This window comes from Nostoc sp. DedQUE07, from assembly GCF_034530975.2.
Lineage (GTDB): Bacteria > Cyanobacteriota > Cyanobacteriia > Cyanobacteriales > Nostocaceae > Nostoc.
On record NZ_JAVRCC020000005.1, the window covers coordinates 28,633 to 45,937 of the forward strand.

Consider the following 17,305-nt stretch of genomic DNA (forward strand, 5'->3'; position numbering starts at 1 on the left):
TTGAGTAAAGGGGAAATTTGAGTCAGGGGTGCGTTATTCAAAGCGCTGATTTTTCTCTGACCAGCGCCTCAAACTGTAGTTATGAGCATTTTCTACCAGTAAAGCTAAGGATTGCACCCCTGAAAGCTTGGCGATCGCAGAGAGTCTTTGTAAGTAATTTCCTGTAAAATCAGTGTAAATAACTTTATTTACATCAGACAAAATTATAGTCCGGTCGCGGCGCTGCTCTGTGTTTTTTCTCTGTTCAGGTGTCCCCTGATTCAAGGATGCTATTGCTTCTGGTGAGATAGTCAGGATTATTTCTGGTTGAGCGTTATTTGTTAAATCAATCACTTGAACGGGCCAATCACCTAATTTTTCCTGCATCTGTTCAAAGCTAGGAATAGCACCCACCGGAAATTCACCTGATTTTTGTAAAGATTGCCACAGACTCGATAGCATTATCTTCACCCCTTGGGGATTTTGTTGATGCAGTTCTCGTAGAGTAATAGGAGATGGTTGCACCCATTCCAATGCGGCATTTGTCAAAGCTAAAGGTTTGGGTTGGAGAACATCGTTTGGATTATCTGGAATTTTGGGGCCAGCAGCTAAGAGGCGCAAAACTTTACCCCGTAGTTGCACCGCTTTGATAGCGGCTATAGTAATTTTTTGCTCTCCATTTGGCAACCAGACTACAATCTGGATTTCCGGGTCAGAACTGATTCCCAAAGTTTTCCAGAAAAATTTGGCGGCGTCAGTTTTCGGTGGGTTGAAATTCTCAAAGGGGAAATTTAGCCAGCGTTTCCCATCATTAAATGCACTTACCTCCACCTGATACCAAACTTGGTTATCCGTAAGTTTCAAATCTCCTGGGGAATTTGGTTGCAGCCATTCGGTGTTAGTAACTTGAGTGATTAGTTGCACCGTACCAACAATCTGACTAGGGTGAGTAGAGGATATTTGCGATGTACCCTTACCATTGAGTCTTGCCAACAGACCTTGAATATAGTCAAGATTCTCTTTGGTAATTTTTGGTTGCGCCTTTAACCAAGAATTAGCATGTCCTTCTCCTCGCTGAACTGCTAAAATCAACGCGAACCAAGCTTGCACCTCTCGTCTATTTGGGTTTACCTGCAACGCTGCCACTGTGCGATTCCACAACCGTTTTTCATCAGCTTTGAGTAGAATGGCAATTTCTTGGGCATTATGTGGCGAGGTTTCAAACACCTGTAAAGCTTTCTCCCAGCGACCATCAATCAAATCTGCCAGCACTTCTTGACTAGGACTTGCCCAAATTTTCTGGGCTTGGGTTTTAGTAAGTTGAGAATGCAAGCGAATCAAATCCATTTGTGCTTGCGCCGCTTCTGGTAAAACTCCTTTGCGCTGTTTCTTGATGAATTTCAACCATTCAAAAGCTGGTGTCCACAATCCACTACGGGCAATTGACAAGGCACTTTGGTATCCAGAATTCTTGAAGGTCGATGATTGGAGGCTAATCGCCTCCAATTGAATTGGTTTGAGGAATAACTTCAGAGGTTTGACTTGGTAAACTTGTAAATGCGGTTCTAAACCTACTGTTTGATCGATAACTAACTCTTTTGTACCATCACCAGTTACCTGCTGCCATTTTGGCAATTGTCCGTTAGGACTAGTCCAAGACAACATTTGTAGTAAGTTTGTGCGTTCTGGATTGTAGTATACGACGTAACCGTAGCGGATCGTATCAGTTGCTTGTTGGCGTTTACCCCGCAAATCAAACCAAACCCCTGATGATGGTGTCTTACCTTCAAAGCGTTGCACTTCAGTTAAAGGTAGGGAAATACTGATATCTTGGGGTTCTGAAGTTCCATCAAGCAAAGAAGAAATCACAAAGGATTCATCTGGGCCAGTTACAGATAATTGAGTCGCTAAATAGTAGTAATTTTCTGACTGAGATTTAAACTCTAACTCTTCTGAGCGTTCGTAAACCCTGAGTTCCACCAGTTCTTTACAATCAGATTGACAATTAGCACGTTGTTGAAAAACTGGTAGTAAAAATGAGGTTTTCACATCCTGATATAAAGGTAGAGTTTCCCCAAATATTTGGTTTTTTTTACTCAAATCCAGTTGAATTTGTTTGAGAGTTTGGGGGCGTTCGTGTTTACCAAGGGGGATTTGTGCCCATGCAGGTAAAATTTTATTTAGCCAGCTTACTTCGTCTGGATTGAAGATGAAGAGAACACTAATCCAGGCAAAAGCCATAATTAGACTAGCACTACTTAAGATAATTGCGTAGCTTGCCGCCGTAGGCATCGCTAATATTGATGACAACCAACTTCCTCGTTTTAGCTTTTTCTGGGGTTTTTTAGCGACGCGTTTCATCGCACCAGCAGGAGGTTGATTTAGTTTAGAGGCTTTTGGCTTCAGCTTGCGTGAACGATTTGCCATAGATTGGGGATTAGGGATTAGGGATTGGGGATTGGGGATTAGGGATTGGGTATTAAGAAAACTCTTTCCTAATCCCCAGTACCTAGTCCCCAGTACCCAGTCCCCAGTAACCAGTCCCCAATACCCAATACCCAATACCCTGTTATACTCGCCCTTTCAAAAGTTGCCCAGAAGCATTAAGTCTAATTTGGGACAAAATCCGTAAATGTCCCCATGTGAACCCTAGATAATCGCGAATACACTCTTCACTTAAGTATGTGAGCAGAGTGTAAAAAATTGAAAGGTAGACTTATTAGCCGCAGTTATCGCAAAACCTGGATGCTCGCATCGTTACTAATTGCGGGAGTAAATGGAGTTGCACAAAAAGCATTAGCACAAGAGTACATCAATCCAGAAACTACTCAGGATGTAGGAGTTAAGGGCGATAATATTATTTCCTCATCCCCCTCCCTCTCTCCAGAAGAACCGATGTCCCAAGTTACATCGGTATCTCAACTCAAGGACGTACAACCCAACGATTGGGCATTCCAAGCCTTGCAGTCTTTAGTAGAACGTTATGGTTGTATAGCCGGCTATCCAGATAGCAGCTATCGCGGTAATCGCGCCTTAACTAGGTATGAATTTGCTGCGGGTGTAAACGCTTGTTTAGATAGAGTTAACGAATTAATCACTACAGCCACCAGCGATTTAGTCACTCGCGAAGATTTAGCAATATTACAAAAATTACAGTCAGAATTTGCTCCTGAATTAGCAACTTTGCGGGGTCGTGTCGATAATTTAGAAGCCAAAACTGCTGAAATCGAAGCCAACCAATTCTCAACAACAACTAAACTCAGTGGACTACTCATAGTTGGCATTCAAGGACGGACTAATAATCGTGGTGATGTTAATCCTAGAGATGGACAAAAAGATACAGATGATAGAGGGACAAATATTGATGTTATATCCTTGGCGCAACTGTATTTAACTAGTCAAATCACTCCTAGCAGTTACTTGTTTACAGGTCTTTTAGATGGTAACGGTACTAGTGGGCCTAGATTTACCAATAGTGTTTCTCGGAATGATGTTTTACTTGGCTACGAATTTCCTACAGAGAATTTGATTGTAAGTGACCTCAATTTTCATTGGCTGGTGACAAATAAATTAGCAGTAATGGTAGGAACAGAGGGCGTAAGTATGCCAGCTGCTTTCCGAGGCCCCAATCGGGTAGAAAGTGCTGCAACAGGGCCATTATCTTATTTTGCCCAAAGAAACCCAATTTTAAATATGGGATATGGTCACGGTGGTATAGCTATTGATTGGCAATTTGCTAAACGCGCTAGTTTGCAGGCAATTTATACTAGTTATCAACCAGGAAATCCTGGTAAAGGTAGCGGTTTATTTGATGGAACCACCACTACAGGTGTGCAATTACTGCTGACACCAACCGATACTCTAGATTTAAGTTTATATTACATTAATAATTACGCTTCAGATGGTTGTTTGCTAACCTTTGTTGGTGATGAATGCTTAACTACAGTTAATACCACTACTGGAAAATCAGCACCGCTACAAACTAACGCTGTGGGTGCGACTCTCACTTGGCAAATTTCTCCCCGTATTAGTGCAGGCGCGTGGGGTGGTTATACTAAATCTTATATTCCTGGGCAATCAGGAAGTGTAGAAACGACAAATTATATGGTGTTTCTGAATTTCCCTGATTTATTGAAGAAAGGAAATTTAGGAGGAATTTATGTCGGTCAACCTCCTAAAATCACTAGTAGTGACTTACCTGTAGGAAATAATGTCCCTGATTTTATCAATACAGGTTTAGGACGAGCAGGTGGACAACCAGGCACAACTACTCAAATTGAGGCATTTTATCGTTTTCAATTAACAGATAATATTAGCATTACACCAGGAATCATTCATCTTATCCAGCCTGGTAACACACCAGATAGTGACTCAGTTACTATCGGCATTCTACGGAGTACTTTTAGTTTTTAGTTTTAGTTTCACATAATAAGAAGCCTCTGCGGCTTATCATGGTATTAACAGTTATTTCCTATTCCACAATTGTCCTTGAGTTTTTCTAAACTTCAATCTATTATTTATAACCTCACCAGTTCAATTTTTATTTTCCTGACTCACCCTGATTTCTACTTTTCCTCTGCTAGAGTGACAAAATAGGGTTAAGCGATCGCCTAAAGAGTCGCAATAAGCGGGAGAGTTCGTCAGGTATTACTAAAACTTATTTTTTTGTAATAAATTTTAGTAAAAACTTATATTTTTTGACATTTACTATATCAATCTTTAAATTTAAATCTTGTTTTATTACCTCTTTGTAGAGAAAAAGAATTGTATTTAAAGCCTGATAGTGAGTAGAAGCAGCAACTTTTTGGTTGACTAATCCGTTAAAAATGCATCTATTTCGGCACTTACTCTGCCCTTGGATGGCGTTGATTATGAAAGAAAACATAGCCTTGAATCTAGTCAAAATCCCGAAAAATATTGATATTTATGATTAAAATGCCTTAAAATGCCTGTAAACATTTTTCTGTTTGGATAGCTGAGTTTAATATACGAAAAGTTTTCGCATAATAAATAGTTAGATGGTTGAGGTTACTGATGAGGGTGTAGCTGCAATGTTATTTGTAGAGCAAGCAGCGCTAATTGGGCTTACTTGGTTGTAAAGTACCTACATTCCATTATAGTTATATAAACCTATGCCACTATTCTAAAAATGCCTAATTTTTTGAGTAAATGTGCCTACAAACTTGATTTTTCGATAATATGTTTAAGCTCTTTAGTATAAATTTTATTAGGTAGAATAGGTACATAAACCGTAATACATACGTCTTATCTTTGTTCAAGAATGATTTTCGGGTTGTTGATTTTATGCATAAAAACTTGAATGCACTCTAAAAATAAATTCCTAATGGAAAAAAGGTAATGACAAGCATCAAAGATAAGAAGTATTCTAATAATTTTTATAGCAAAACACTGAGAGCTTTAAATGATTTGTCACAAAGCTTAATTTCAGCCTCTGCTGATGAATTGATTCAAGTCCTTCCTGAGAAAGTTTGTGATCTTTTGTCTGTTCCGATATGCATTATCTGGAACAAAGAACAGAATAAGCCAAAGTTTAAAGTGATTGCTACTTATGGAGAAGTGGATGATAAGTACAAGAGAATTGAGATGGATTTGGGACATCCAGGAGTACAGTATATTTTTAATAGAGATAAAGTCTTGTCTTTGCTCAATGTAAATGAAGCAACTTTTAGGTTGGCTGATATTGATGAACTCAACAAAAGACAGTGGATCTCTTTTCTAACTATTCCATTAAAGATTGAAACAAGAATTGTTGGGATTATTGATGTATTTACAAAAGACACTCGACAGTTCAATAAGCAGGAAAAAGATTTATTTAAGATACTGGCAAATTTTGCTTCTTTATGTATTCAAAAAAAAGAATTTATCGAAGACAAAAAGGAAATTTTTGACGATAGGGAAAAACTTCAGAATCTGACAGCTATTATGCTTGAGATGACAGCGACTTCTGAAACTGATCAAGTTTGGAGCCTATTAAGAAAAGGAGCATTGAAGCTGGTAGGCTCGAAGCCACGAATATGGATTGGTCGTTTAAACCATCAGAATGGCAAACTGGAGTCAGTAGAGGAAAATAATACTTCAGAGATTGAATTTGGCACAGGTATTGCTAGCAAAGCACTCATCGAAGGAAAACCAATTATAGCTAATGATGTTCTGAGTGATGAATGGTCAAAAACTTATCATCGACATTGGCCAGATACACGATCTCAGATATCTGTTCCTATATTAATAGATAAAGTGCCAATTAGAGAAAATTTAGACGTCAAAGCAGGTTCTAAGTGGATTGGCATACTAAACATTGAAAGTTCAAAAGTTAATAATTTTCCTGAGATATATCAAGAGCGTCTCTTATTATTAGCACGACATACAGCTTTACGCCTTGAAAGAATTGATTTTTATAATAAATTGGTAACTATTCGAGAAATTGAAAGGGAAATTACTAAAGCTCAAAATTTTGATGAAATTATAAAAATTGTCGTCAAAGGTATTACTGAAATTCTTGAATTCACTTGGGTTAATATTTCTCTAATTAATTCCGATCGAACTAGTATTATATCTCATTCTATATTTGGGCTTCCAAAAGATCAAAAAGAAGATTTTCAAAAAATGGCATTACATAATCTAGATAGTAACGATATTCAAGCCAATATTATACGAAATAAACAAATTAAAGTACCTGATAACGATGATCCAGGACTAGATCAAGAAATATTTAAGAAGTTTGGACATAAGGATCTTATCAGAGTCTTCATTCCAATGATTGAGCCTTTAAATAACTTAGTTATAGGGACTGTTGAAGCTGGTTACAAAAGAGAATATAGACAGTATATTTATGAGCAAGACGTTCAAATACTGAAGGGGTTTGTTGAACATGCAGTTCATGCTATTGAACGTAGAAAATCAGGGCTGATTGACAGAATTACCCATGAGCTAAAATCTCCAGTTGTAGGTATAAGAAGCCATGCTAGCTTTCTTCAGAGACGCTTCAGTGATATAAATTTAGCTCCTAGTACTATTGCAATAAAATTTGAAGATATACTAACTGATTGTGATTTACTTCTTTATCAAATTAGACAAATTGAATACTTTTTGGGTAGGAGTTACTCCGAAAAGCCTAAATTTGAATCAGTTATTGTTTTTCGAGATATTGTTGTTAAAACAGTTAACCAGCTTAAACCTATTTTAAATGAGTATGGTTTACATGTAAAGGGTGTAAGATATGAATTTGGTGAAGCTGCGAGAATGGCAATATTCACAGATAAGGTGATGCTAAATCAAGTAATTTATAATCTCTTGATAAATGCAATTAAATATGCTGAAAAAGATCCAGAGCAATTCAAAATATTATTAGAAGCAAGTGAGTATAAAGAAAACCTTATGATTAAATTCAAAGATTGGGGAATTGGAGTTGCGGAAGAGGATGCAGATAAGATATTTGAAGAAGGATTTCGCTCTTTGGACGCAATTAAGAAAGTAGGAGGATCAGGATTAGGATTAAGCATTTCTATAGCAATTATCCAGCAATTAGGAGGAAGTTTAAGGTTAGTCAATAACTCTAAACCAACTGAGTTTCATTTGATTCTACCAAAAACATTTAAGGAGGCTCCAAATGATTCTTTTCATTGATGATGAAAAAAGAAGAATGGATAGTTATGTTCAGGATTTAGTTTTGTCTGGACACAAGGTTGAATTTAAGTCCGATGTAGACTCTGCTTTAGAATTTTTCGCCGAGAACCGGACACAAATCAAACTTCTTATCTTAGACATTATGATGCCAACGGGAAAGAGTTTTGATGAGACTCAGACAGATTATGGTTTAAGAACAGGGATTGCCTTCTATCACAATATAAGAGAACAAAATCCTTCTCTGCCAATCATAATATTTACTAATGTCTCTGACGAAAAGTTAGCAGAGAAAATCAGTAGAGGTAGCAATGTTTTGTTTTTTCAAAAAGATAATTTTCTCCCTTTTGAGCTTGAAAAAGAAGTCAGAAAGATACTAAATATTGAATAAATAAGGACTGACACACGGACGATAAATTTACGTCATTACGAACGATGCAAAGTAATCGTCAACGCTTGGTTTTTCGTCAGAAGTACGTAAGTCCTATAAGTATAACATTATCAGTTAGTAAAAATTAAGTTGAAAAGGAAAATTAAAAAATGGGAACTCTGAGTATGTTTATTGAAGGTGTCAGCAATTTTAAAAGAGAATCAAAAAATCAGCTTCAGAAAATTCAATCGGATCTTGAAGCAAGTGGAAATAAAAGTTTAATTAAACAAGTTGAGTTGGAGCCAGTTAAAAAAATTGAATCAATTGGAGAATTAAGCAAAGGTATTAGCCCTCAACTCAGTGATTTTGAGCCTTTGGAAAAAAATATCAGCGATATTGAAGAAAATATTAGCGATATTGAAGAAACAGTTGAAAAAATAAAGGATCTTGTCAGTGATTTTGAGCCTTTCAAAAAAAATATCAGCGTTCTTGAAGAAATGGTTGAAAAAATAAAGGATCTTGGACAACTTCCTCCTGACGGCGAACAAAAAGATTTGATATATAGAATTGGGACATTAGTAGAATCGAATATCCAATCATTTGAAAAATTAAGTAATAAGATTGACTTCAGCAATAATGAAAAACTCATTGGTGAGTTGCATGATTTACGCAATAAGGGTGAAAGAATCTGGAGATTAACACTTCTCATAACCCCTACTGATGAGCAGGAATTTCAGGCTGCTATTATGTGGACAGCTGAACAGGGAGGAGAAGTAGAGTTAGATAAACTACAGAAATTAAAAGGAAATTTACCCTATAATTCTCCCCAAATTCAGCACTTACTTAAGTATGCTCGCCAAAGAATTGAAGAAAGACTTTGGGGGAAGGAGGGAAAATACCGAGTTTTATGCTCTAAAAATGAGCTAGAACGTTTTCAAAACGTCCGAATTGTTAAGAGCTATCCAGCATTCACAATTATTTCAGCTTCGATGGTGGCGATTAATAATATCAAGCCGTTCTTTCCTGTAGAGCGATTGAAGTTTTCTGAAGGATCTAACCCTAGCCCCGGATATTCCAATATGAGAGATCAAGTAGTGCGGTTTAAGAATCCAGTCCTCGAAAGCTGGAAGCAAAAAATAGAAGAGATAGGTGCAAAGATTTTGCAGCCTTTAAGCCGACTAGAAATTGTCGTGTCTGTTCCCAGTGAAGATATTATTAACCACATCAGGAGCTTTGAGGAAGTTTCTCAAGTCACACCCTATGTCCCGAAAATTCGTGTTCAACCCCAATATCTTCAAAATCTAGGTCAATCAGCTACAAAAGAGGCGATCGCAACAGCTAGATTAAAAGCAGCCCAAAACCGTCCTAGTTCTCAAAATCGAGGCACTCCTCTTCCAGGTATCTTAATTGCCAATTTTTTTATTCAAGAAGATCGCGATCTTGCTGCTCAAAATCTAGAGTCTCAAGGAATTCGCGTTGCCGATCAACCTGGAACAACTAAGCTGGTACTCGATCTTAGTTCAGATAATAATGCAATAGATTCCCTGAAAATCATTGCTAATCAAATAGGATTAAAATCCTTAGAAGAAAAAGTCATCCCAAAATTGTTCAACGAAGAAGCTTGTCATGTAATTGCCAAAGGTATTATACCCTCTAATCCTAGGCCAACGCTTGGTTTGACCGGAAAAGGAGAGATAATTGCTATTGCCGATACAGGATTAGATACAGGAGAATCTGAAACACTTCATCTTGACTTTCGTGAAAGAGTTAATTGGATTAAGAGTTACCCAATACCATCATCTCTAAATTCCCGTATTCTCAATCCTGGAGCTGACGACGGAGCATCTGATACATATTCAGGACATGGAACTCACGTAGCTGGGACTGCCTTAGGAAACGGAGAGCAAGCAAGAAACTTAGGGATTTCTTCTATTCCTGCTGGTATGGCTACAGAAGCTCAATTGATTTTCCAAGCAATTGAGCAAACACCCGAGTGGAATCTTGAATATCAACTTTCATATCTGAATTCCCATCATCAGAATCCCCCTAGGTCAGGGCTATTCGGTATTCCTGACGACCTCAAACAACTATTTGAGGACGCTTATGATAAAGGTGCAAGAATCCATTCAAATTCATGGGGTGGGGGCGAACCAGGAGGCTATGATTACCAATGTAACGATCTGGATTTATTTGTTTGGGAACACAAAAATTTTTTGGTGCTGGTAGCTGCTGGAAATGATGGCAAACATCGTTCTTCAGGTACACCAGCAATAGAACAAGGAAGTGTGAGTTCTCCAGGAACAGCTAAAAATTGTTTGACTGTTGGAGCATCTGAAAATAATCGTAATGGACAATTTTCTGATGCTTATGGCAATTGGTGGCCAAAGGACTTTCCTCATCCTCCCTTCAACTCTGATGGCATGGTTGATTCAATAGACGATATTGCAGCTTTTAGTAGCCGTGGCCCATGTCAAAATGGTCGCCGACACCCTGATGTAATTGCTCCTGGTACATTTATCCTCTCAACTCGATCCTCTCAGATTGCCAGCAATAATTTTGCTTGGGGAGCTTATCCTTCTGCTAAAGAGCATTACATGTACATGGGAGGAACCTCAATGGCAACTCCTATGGTCGCTGGATGTGCAGCATTGGTGAGGCAATATTTGCGAGAGAGGCATCAGCCGTCTATTATTAATCCAAGCGCTGCTCTAATCAAAGCTGCACTAATTCATTCTGCAACTTATATTAACTACCGCTTTGCCCATCCATCGTCTCAACCTTTCGCTGATAATGAGCAAGGGTGGGGAAGGATCAAGCTACAACAAGTTTTAAATCCAGCAGAACCGACGCAAGTACTTTTTATTGATGAAGCGAATGGTCTAAAAACAGGTGAGAAAGCTGAGTATAAGCTACAAATTTCTGATAGTCAGGTTCCCTTAAAAGTAACTCTTGTTTACACTGACTACCCAGGAGAAGATTTAATCAATAATCTAAACTTAATTCTCTACCGTCCTACCAGCAAATATCTCCTTGGTAATGATTTTGAAGGTGAGGGCATACCAGATACAGTTAATAACGTAGAAGGGATTATTGTTGAAACTCCTGAGATTGGTGAGTGGAGAATTGAGGTTATTGCTGAGGTTCAACAGGAGCAACAAGATTATGCTTTGGTGATCTCTGGTGGAGGATTGTTGAGAATCTAATGTGAATTTAAACAATCTCTGTACAGACTCCTCTTATTTTGAGTTTTAGAGTAGGTCAGTCAAAAGCTAAATAATTCCCAGGAATTCTTTTATAGTTACTGTTAAAGTCATTTACAAAAGTTTTCGATATACTGAATTTGAAACCAATAAAAATAAGCCTGCCATTAGCGGCAAGCCTAAATGTATTCATTTGCTAAATCAAAGTAGATGTTTTCAGGATTAACCACCAGCAACAGCAGGAACAATACTGACTTCATCACCATCTTTCAAGGCTGTGTTAATACCATCTAAATGGCGAATATCTTCGCTATCAACGTAAAAATTTACAAACCGACGTAGTTTGCCTTCTTCATCGCACAACCGAGATTTAATACCAGGAAAGCTTTGTTCTAAGGAGTCCAACAATTCAGCAATGGTGCTACCGTTGGATTCTAAACTAGCTTGATTATTAGTCAAATTCTGAAGAGTTGTAGGAACTAAAACTGTTACAGCCATAGAAGTACAAAGTGAAGAGTTAAAAGTGAGGAGTATAATTTAAGAGTTAGGTAGTCATGAATAAAAAACTCATAACTCATAACTCCTAACTAAACGAGAACTTGTTGCCATTCCAAGCGATCGAGAGTACGCGATCGCTCTAACGCACGTTCAAAACTATCGAGTTTCGCATCAATAGTCAAGGGTTCACCAACGTAGCCTTGGACTGCTTCTTGGGTTTTCAAACCATTGCCTGTGATGTAAACCACGGTAGTTTCATCTGGATCGATTTTGCCAGCTTCTACCAGTTTTTTCAGCACGTCCACGGTTGTACCACCAGCCGTTTCTGTGAAGATGCCTTCGGTTTCTGCCAGCAACTTGATGCCATCAATAATTTCGGCATCATTGACTGATTCAATGTTACCACCAGTTTTCTGAGCTAGCTCCACAGCATAAATACCGTCTGCTGGATTGCCTATTGCTAGCGATTTCGCAATTGTATTCGGTTTAACTGGTTTAATAAAGTCACGTCCTTCTTTGAAGGCTTGGGCGATGGGCGAACAACCTTCAGCTTGAGCACCACTGAAACGAACACTCTTATTTTCTACTAAACCTACTTCGACAAATTCTTGGAACCCTTTATAAATTTTTGTAAAGAGTGAACCAGATGCTAAAGGAGCAACAACATGATCGGGTAGTTCCCAGCCTAGTTGTTCTGCAACTTCAAAGCCTAGCGTTTTGGAACCTTCAGAGTAGTAAGGACGCAGATTAATATTAACAAAACCCCAACCGTGTGTATTAGCAACTTCCGAACAGAGACGATTGACTTGATCGTAGTTGCCTTTGACGGCCATGAGGGTGGGACTGTAGATCAAGCTACCGAGAATTTTACCGGCTTCTAAATCTGCGGGGATGAACACACAGCAGTCTAAACCGGCATGAGCTGCGATCGCAGCTGTAGAATTTGCTAAATTACCTGTGCTAGCGCAAGAAACAGTAGTGAAACCTAACTCCCGCGCTCTGGATAGAGCGACTGACACCACCCGATCCTTAAAGCTCAGGGTGGGCATATTCACGGCATCATTTTTTATATAAAGCTTATTTAGACCCAGGCGACGGGCAAGACGGTGAGAACGAACTAGGGGAGTCATACCAGTTCCCACATCTATAACATTGTCAGTTGCGACAGGCAAAAAGGGGCGGTAGCGCCAAATTGAATTAGGCCCAGCTTGAATTGTTTCACGAGTGACAGTCAGACGTAGGGCGTTGTAGTCATATTTAACTTCTAAAGGGCCAAAACATAACTCACAAACATTACTGGCTTTGAGTTCATATTCTGCACCACATTCCTTACACTTCAAGGCTTGAAAGTAGGCAGTGCTGGTTTGGGTTTGGGTTTGGGTTTTGATTGCCTGAGTCATAAACTAGCTTTCCCTGTTTGTCTGTCACTTGTCGCCTGATATTAACACGAGCAAAAATACCAGTCAAACATACCCGACTAAAAATATCGGATATGTCTGGTATTGATAGGAATGATTCTTGTAAAACTTTAATACTAGTAATCTCAATTTATAGTATTTGCACGTACATTGTTAATGTTATGAAAAAATAAAATGGCTTTCATTATCCAGCATTAACACTGAAAAACACTATGATAAAATTGCATTTTTTTGTGATAAAATTGCATTTATTAAAATTGCTATCCTATTTAAGCGATCTAGAACGCTTAGTTAATTTTCAATTTTTTTTTATCTAAATGACTCTCCAGGGCAGTATATATTTCTGATAACAAAGACCTAAAAACACTTTTGTATATAAGTTTTAGTGTTTTTAGCATCTGAATCAGGCTACTAAAATTGCTATGTGTGTTGCCAAAATAAAGTTAGTTTTTCAGCTTTGATGCACTCACTCATAGCTCAAGAAGTTACTTATTTATACGGAAGATTTTTTTTGCTTTAAAAGCTACATTGCTATTTACATCTCTAACCAAGCAAAATATAGTAATAAATTACACATATTTGCGATTGCCAGCTTTGATTCTCAAGGGTAAGCGTAAAACCACTAGACAAGTTATTTCTGGTTATTGTCTCAATATAATTTCCCAGGAGTGTCAATAATTTAACTCCTTAAATATGCATTCCCAAAACTTTAACGTTTTGGGCAGCCATAATCGGTAATTCCTTAAAGGGAATTGCCGAACTTTATCCTGTTTCAAAATCCGAGATACAAGTTCAGCAAACAAACTACTTATATGGTAAATCGAAATCAATCCGTAAATAAGCAGCGCAAATTTTACCAATTTTTAGTAGCAACAGCATTATTAACTGGTAGCCTTTTCCAATTTCTCGCACCCGTATTAGCTGACGGAACGACTGCGGGTACATCTATCAGTAACACTGCAACAGCAACCTACGAAGATCCTAACAGTCCAGGGACAACTATAAATGCCACTTCTAACACTGTCGTTGTCACTGTAGCAGAGGTTGCTGGAATCACCGTTACAGGGTCTGGAGTTACAGATAACAATGGCGGTAATGTTGCAGTTGGCGACTTACTAATCTACACCTACACCTTGACCAACGTAGGTAATGACCCCACCAAATTCCACATTCCCAACCAAGCGACAACAACTGGGCCGGGTACAGTTTCGGGTACATTACCAAATGGTGGTACAGTTAATAGCCTGCAATATAGCACTGATGGTGGTCAAACTTGGATAAACGTTCCTCAAGGTGGCGTAGACACACCTTCTATTCCGGTTAACGGTACTGTGTTAGTACGTGTGCCAGTAACTGTACAAGCTGGCGCTCAAACCAATGATGTCATTACCGTTACTCTTGGTAATACTCCTGGTGATGCCCAAAACCAACTGCGGAGTCCTGATGGTGGTGACGTATTCACCGTAGATAACCCCGATGGTAGTACTGGTGAGGTATCTGGCACTCCAGTTAATGGTACACGGGAAGCTAGCGCCACCGAGCAAATTAAGGTTGGTTTAACGGTGAAGACTTATGCTTTAGCCACCATTCTGAAGATTCGCAGTGGTTATAACAATGCTGGCACAACTGCGATTACAGATGATAAATTGACCTACGATTTGAGTTTGCGAGTTGAGTCCAACGATCCCACAGGACAGGGAATTACACCCTCAGCTTTGACGGGTACAAGCATCAATGTTAATGGTGCTGCTGGTACTTATATCTTGGTTTCTGATGCAATTCCTGCGGGTACAGATTTAGCAGTAGCACCAACTGCACCTCCTGGTTGGCAAACTGTCTACACCACTAATCCAGTTACAACTAATGCTAATACAGCTAGTTGGACTACGACAGCACCAGCCTCTTTGGCCTCAGTCACTCGCGTTGGTTTTATCAATAATCCAGCGACTATTACTTCCATCGCTCCTGGTACAACGGTAAATGGCTTCTCGATTCAGCTAGCTGTTGAATCAACTGCATCTTCACCCTTAACCGTCGCTAATATCGCTCAATTGTTTGGTCAAACACCCAGTAGCAATTTCCCAGTATACGACGAATCTGGCGACCAAAACCCCAGCAACTACAACGGTTCCCCAGGCAGTATGACTCCTCCTCTGGGTACTGATAGCAATGGTGATGGTATTCCCGATACTCTACCACCCGGCAACGTTGATGATGGCTATATTAATACTCCAGCATCTCCAGAAACTGGAACTGACGCAGGTAATAACAACACTGGTACTGGTACAGGTGGTGAGGCGAACGTTTTCACGGTGCAAGCACCTGTTGCTTCAGCGTTACTCAACGGGCCGCAAAATGCCCCAGATGCTACTGGGCCATCAGGTTTAACTAACGATGACTTCACTAACAAATCTTCTCTCGTTCCTGCTGGTACAGCACCTGGTAGTACACTCGATCCACAATCAGTTGGCTTCACCAATACAGTTAAGAACAGTGGTACTGACTCAGGTGTTTTGAAGATAGAGCCAACGCCACCAGCAATTCCAGGAGATTTACCGAATAATACAAAGGTGACTATTACCTACGGTAGTCAGTCTGCTGTCTATACCTACAATAATGGAGCGTTTGCATTAACTGCTGGTACAGCAATTACAATCCCCAACGTTGCTCCTGGTGCAAGTGTCAACTATGGTGTAGAAGTTGATTTACCTCCAGGTACGCAGTTATCTACTGATATTAATAGAGGCTTCCCAGTACCCATCACTGCTTCGATTGACAATTATACGACGGACACCAACGGTGATGGAATTAAGGATACTGGCAACGATAATACCTTTGATTCATCTAACATTACTATCGATCGCGTGTACACTGGCTTCCTAAAACTGCTGAAACAGTCACGAGTTTTACAAGGAACTGGGCCTGTAGTTCAGGGGAATGATGGCACATTCAGTATCGATCCGAAGAAGCCTGCACCAGGAAACATTATTGAGTATCAAATTCAGTACACAAATATTTCCGATCCTCAATCTGGAACTGGGAATGTGATTTTGAATGCTAACAAAGTTGTAATTACTGAAGATGGTACGAAACTCCCGAATAACTGGGCATTAGACAACGATGCCAGCGGTCAAATTGATACTAGCAACATTGTTGGTTCAGCTAAGGATTCCGGGACTGCAACCATTCAATTTTTCAGTGGTAATCCAGCTACTAACTCTGGTATTGACCAGACTGGAACTACGGCAAACACTGATGTTGCTAAGTACATAGATACTGTCACTGGCACGATCGCACCGGGTATTCAAAGAACATTTACCTTCCAACGCAAGGTGAACTAATTCGTTGGGATTGGGGACTTTGAAGTTTGCAGACTCTGGTACAGAAGAGTCTGCGAACCATTTGACCTTATCCCCAACCCCAAACAGCAAGCAAATAGGAGAGTGACTTTTTCTTAGCAAAAGCTGGGAAAGATAAGTCAACAATTCACATTCTGGAAGTTTTTTGAGGTTATTTATATGAAGCGTGTTTCTCTTGCAGGTTTAGGAGCATTCGCTCTCATTACTACAGTTCCATTTTTTGGACAAATTCCGGGAATCGCAAATGTATGGCATTCAGAAAGTGCTGTTGCTCAGAATATAAAAACTCAAGGGCAAATTCAATTGCGTTTAGAAGCAGAAAAGCAAGTGGTGGCACAAGATCAACAGGGTAAGCAAAGCCAGAAATGGGAACCTTTGAAAGGTCAAGTTGTGGTGCGACCAGGAGATGTATTGCGATATACCTTGAGTGGCGAAAATAAGAGCGATCGCCCAGTGAAAAATTTGATTTTTAATCAACCTATTCCTAAAGGAATGGTCTACGTGCTGAATTCTACCAATGTCGCCAAAAATGCCAAAGTTATTTACAGCATTGATGGTGGGCGTAGCTTTGTTGAAAATCCTACGGTTAAAGTTACTCTTCCTGGCGGCAAAGTGGAAACAAAACCAGCCCCAGCCATTGCTTACACTCATATCCGTTTGCAGATTCCGTCACTTGCAGCGAAGACAACAGTCAAGGCAACTTATCAAACCCAAGTGCGCTGATTAACACGCCGCCTTGCTGACTCGAAAAAGAACTGCAATCAAGAATATTTTCAGATTCCACTGGAAACGAGATTTTTAAAGGGTTTTAGCTTAATTGGATTTCCCCGAATAAATAAG

Annotated in this window: 9 protein-coding genes; 6 read left to right on the forward strand and 3 right to left on the reverse strand. The window is 39.3% G+C overall.

Annotation, left to right across the window (positions count from 1 at the left end; all coding sequences use genetic code 11):
- Positions 1–33: 33 nt before the first annotated feature.
- Positions 34–2,406, reverse strand: coding sequence for a hypothetical protein (locus tag RMZ95_RS05625; RefSeq protein WP_322685786.1), 2,373 nt, complete (start codon positions 2,404–2,406; stop codon positions 34–36).
- A 318-nt stretch (positions 2,407–2,724) separates the two neighbouring features.
- Between RMZ95_RS05625 and RMZ95_RS05630 the strand changes: the two genes are divergently transcribed.
- The 4 genes from RMZ95_RS05630 to RMZ95_RS05645 all read left to right on the forward strand — a co-directional run bounded on the left by RMZ95_RS05630 (position 2,725) and on the right by RMZ95_RS05645 (position 11,193).
- Positions 2,725–4,392: an iron uptake porin gene (locus RMZ95_RS05630; RefSeq protein ID WP_322685798.1), complete on the forward strand. Its 1,668-nt coding sequence runs from the start codon at positions 2,725–2,727 to the stop codon at positions 4,390–4,392.
- Positions 4,393–5,337: 945 nt separating this feature from the next.
- Positions 5,338–7,623, forward strand: a complete 2,286-nt coding sequence (locus RMZ95_RS05635; protein ID WP_322685787.1) for a GAF domain-containing sensor histidine kinase — start codon at positions 5,338–5,340, stop codon at positions 7,621–7,623.
- Complete coding sequence (locus RMZ95_RS05640) at positions 7,607–8,011, forward strand: response regulator (protein ID WP_322685788.1); 405 nt, start codon at positions 7,607–7,609, stop codon at positions 8,009–8,011. The genes RMZ95_RS05635 and RMZ95_RS05640 overlap by 17 nt, the downstream gene beginning before the upstream one ends.
- Before the next feature lie 149 nt (positions 8,012–8,160).
- Entirely contained in the window at positions 8,161–11,193 is a 3,033-nt protein-coding gene (locus RMZ95_RS05645; protein ID WP_322685789.1) for a S8 family serine peptidase, read from the forward strand.
- Positions 11,194–11,412: 219 nt separating this feature from the next.
- On the opposite strand, the gene RMZ95_RS05650 is transcribed toward RMZ95_RS05645, so the two are convergent.
- Together RMZ95_RS05650 and thrC are read right to left on the reverse strand one after the other, a co-directional pair.
- Positions 11,413–11,688: a ubiquitin-like small modifier protein 1 gene (locus tag RMZ95_RS05650; RefSeq protein ID WP_322672862.1), complete on the reverse strand. Its 276-nt coding sequence runs from the start codon at positions 11,686–11,688 to the stop codon at positions 11,413–11,415.
- 89 nt (positions 11,689–11,777) lie between these two features.
- The gene (thrC, locus tag RMZ95_RS05655; RefSeq protein ID WP_322685790.1) at positions 11,778–13,088 is read right to left on the reverse strand and encodes a threonine synthase; all 1,311 of its coding nucleotides are present in this window, start codon (positions 13,086–13,088) and stop codon (positions 11,778–11,780) included.
- 830 nt (positions 13,089–13,918) lie between these two features.
- Between thrC and RMZ95_RS05660 the strand changes: the two genes are divergently transcribed.
- Both RMZ95_RS05660 and RMZ95_RS05665 read left to right on the forward strand, forming a co-directional pair.
- A complete protein-coding gene (locus RMZ95_RS05660; protein ID WP_322685791.1) occupies positions 13,919–16,447 on the forward strand; it encodes a hypothetical protein in 2,529 nt (842 codons plus the stop codon).
- 177 nt (positions 16,448–16,624) lie between these two features.
- Entirely contained in the window at positions 16,625–17,188 is a 564-nt protein-coding gene (locus RMZ95_RS05665; protein ID WP_322685792.1) for a hypothetical protein, read from the forward strand.
- The last annotated feature ends 117 nt before the right edge of the window (positions 17,189–17,305 follow it).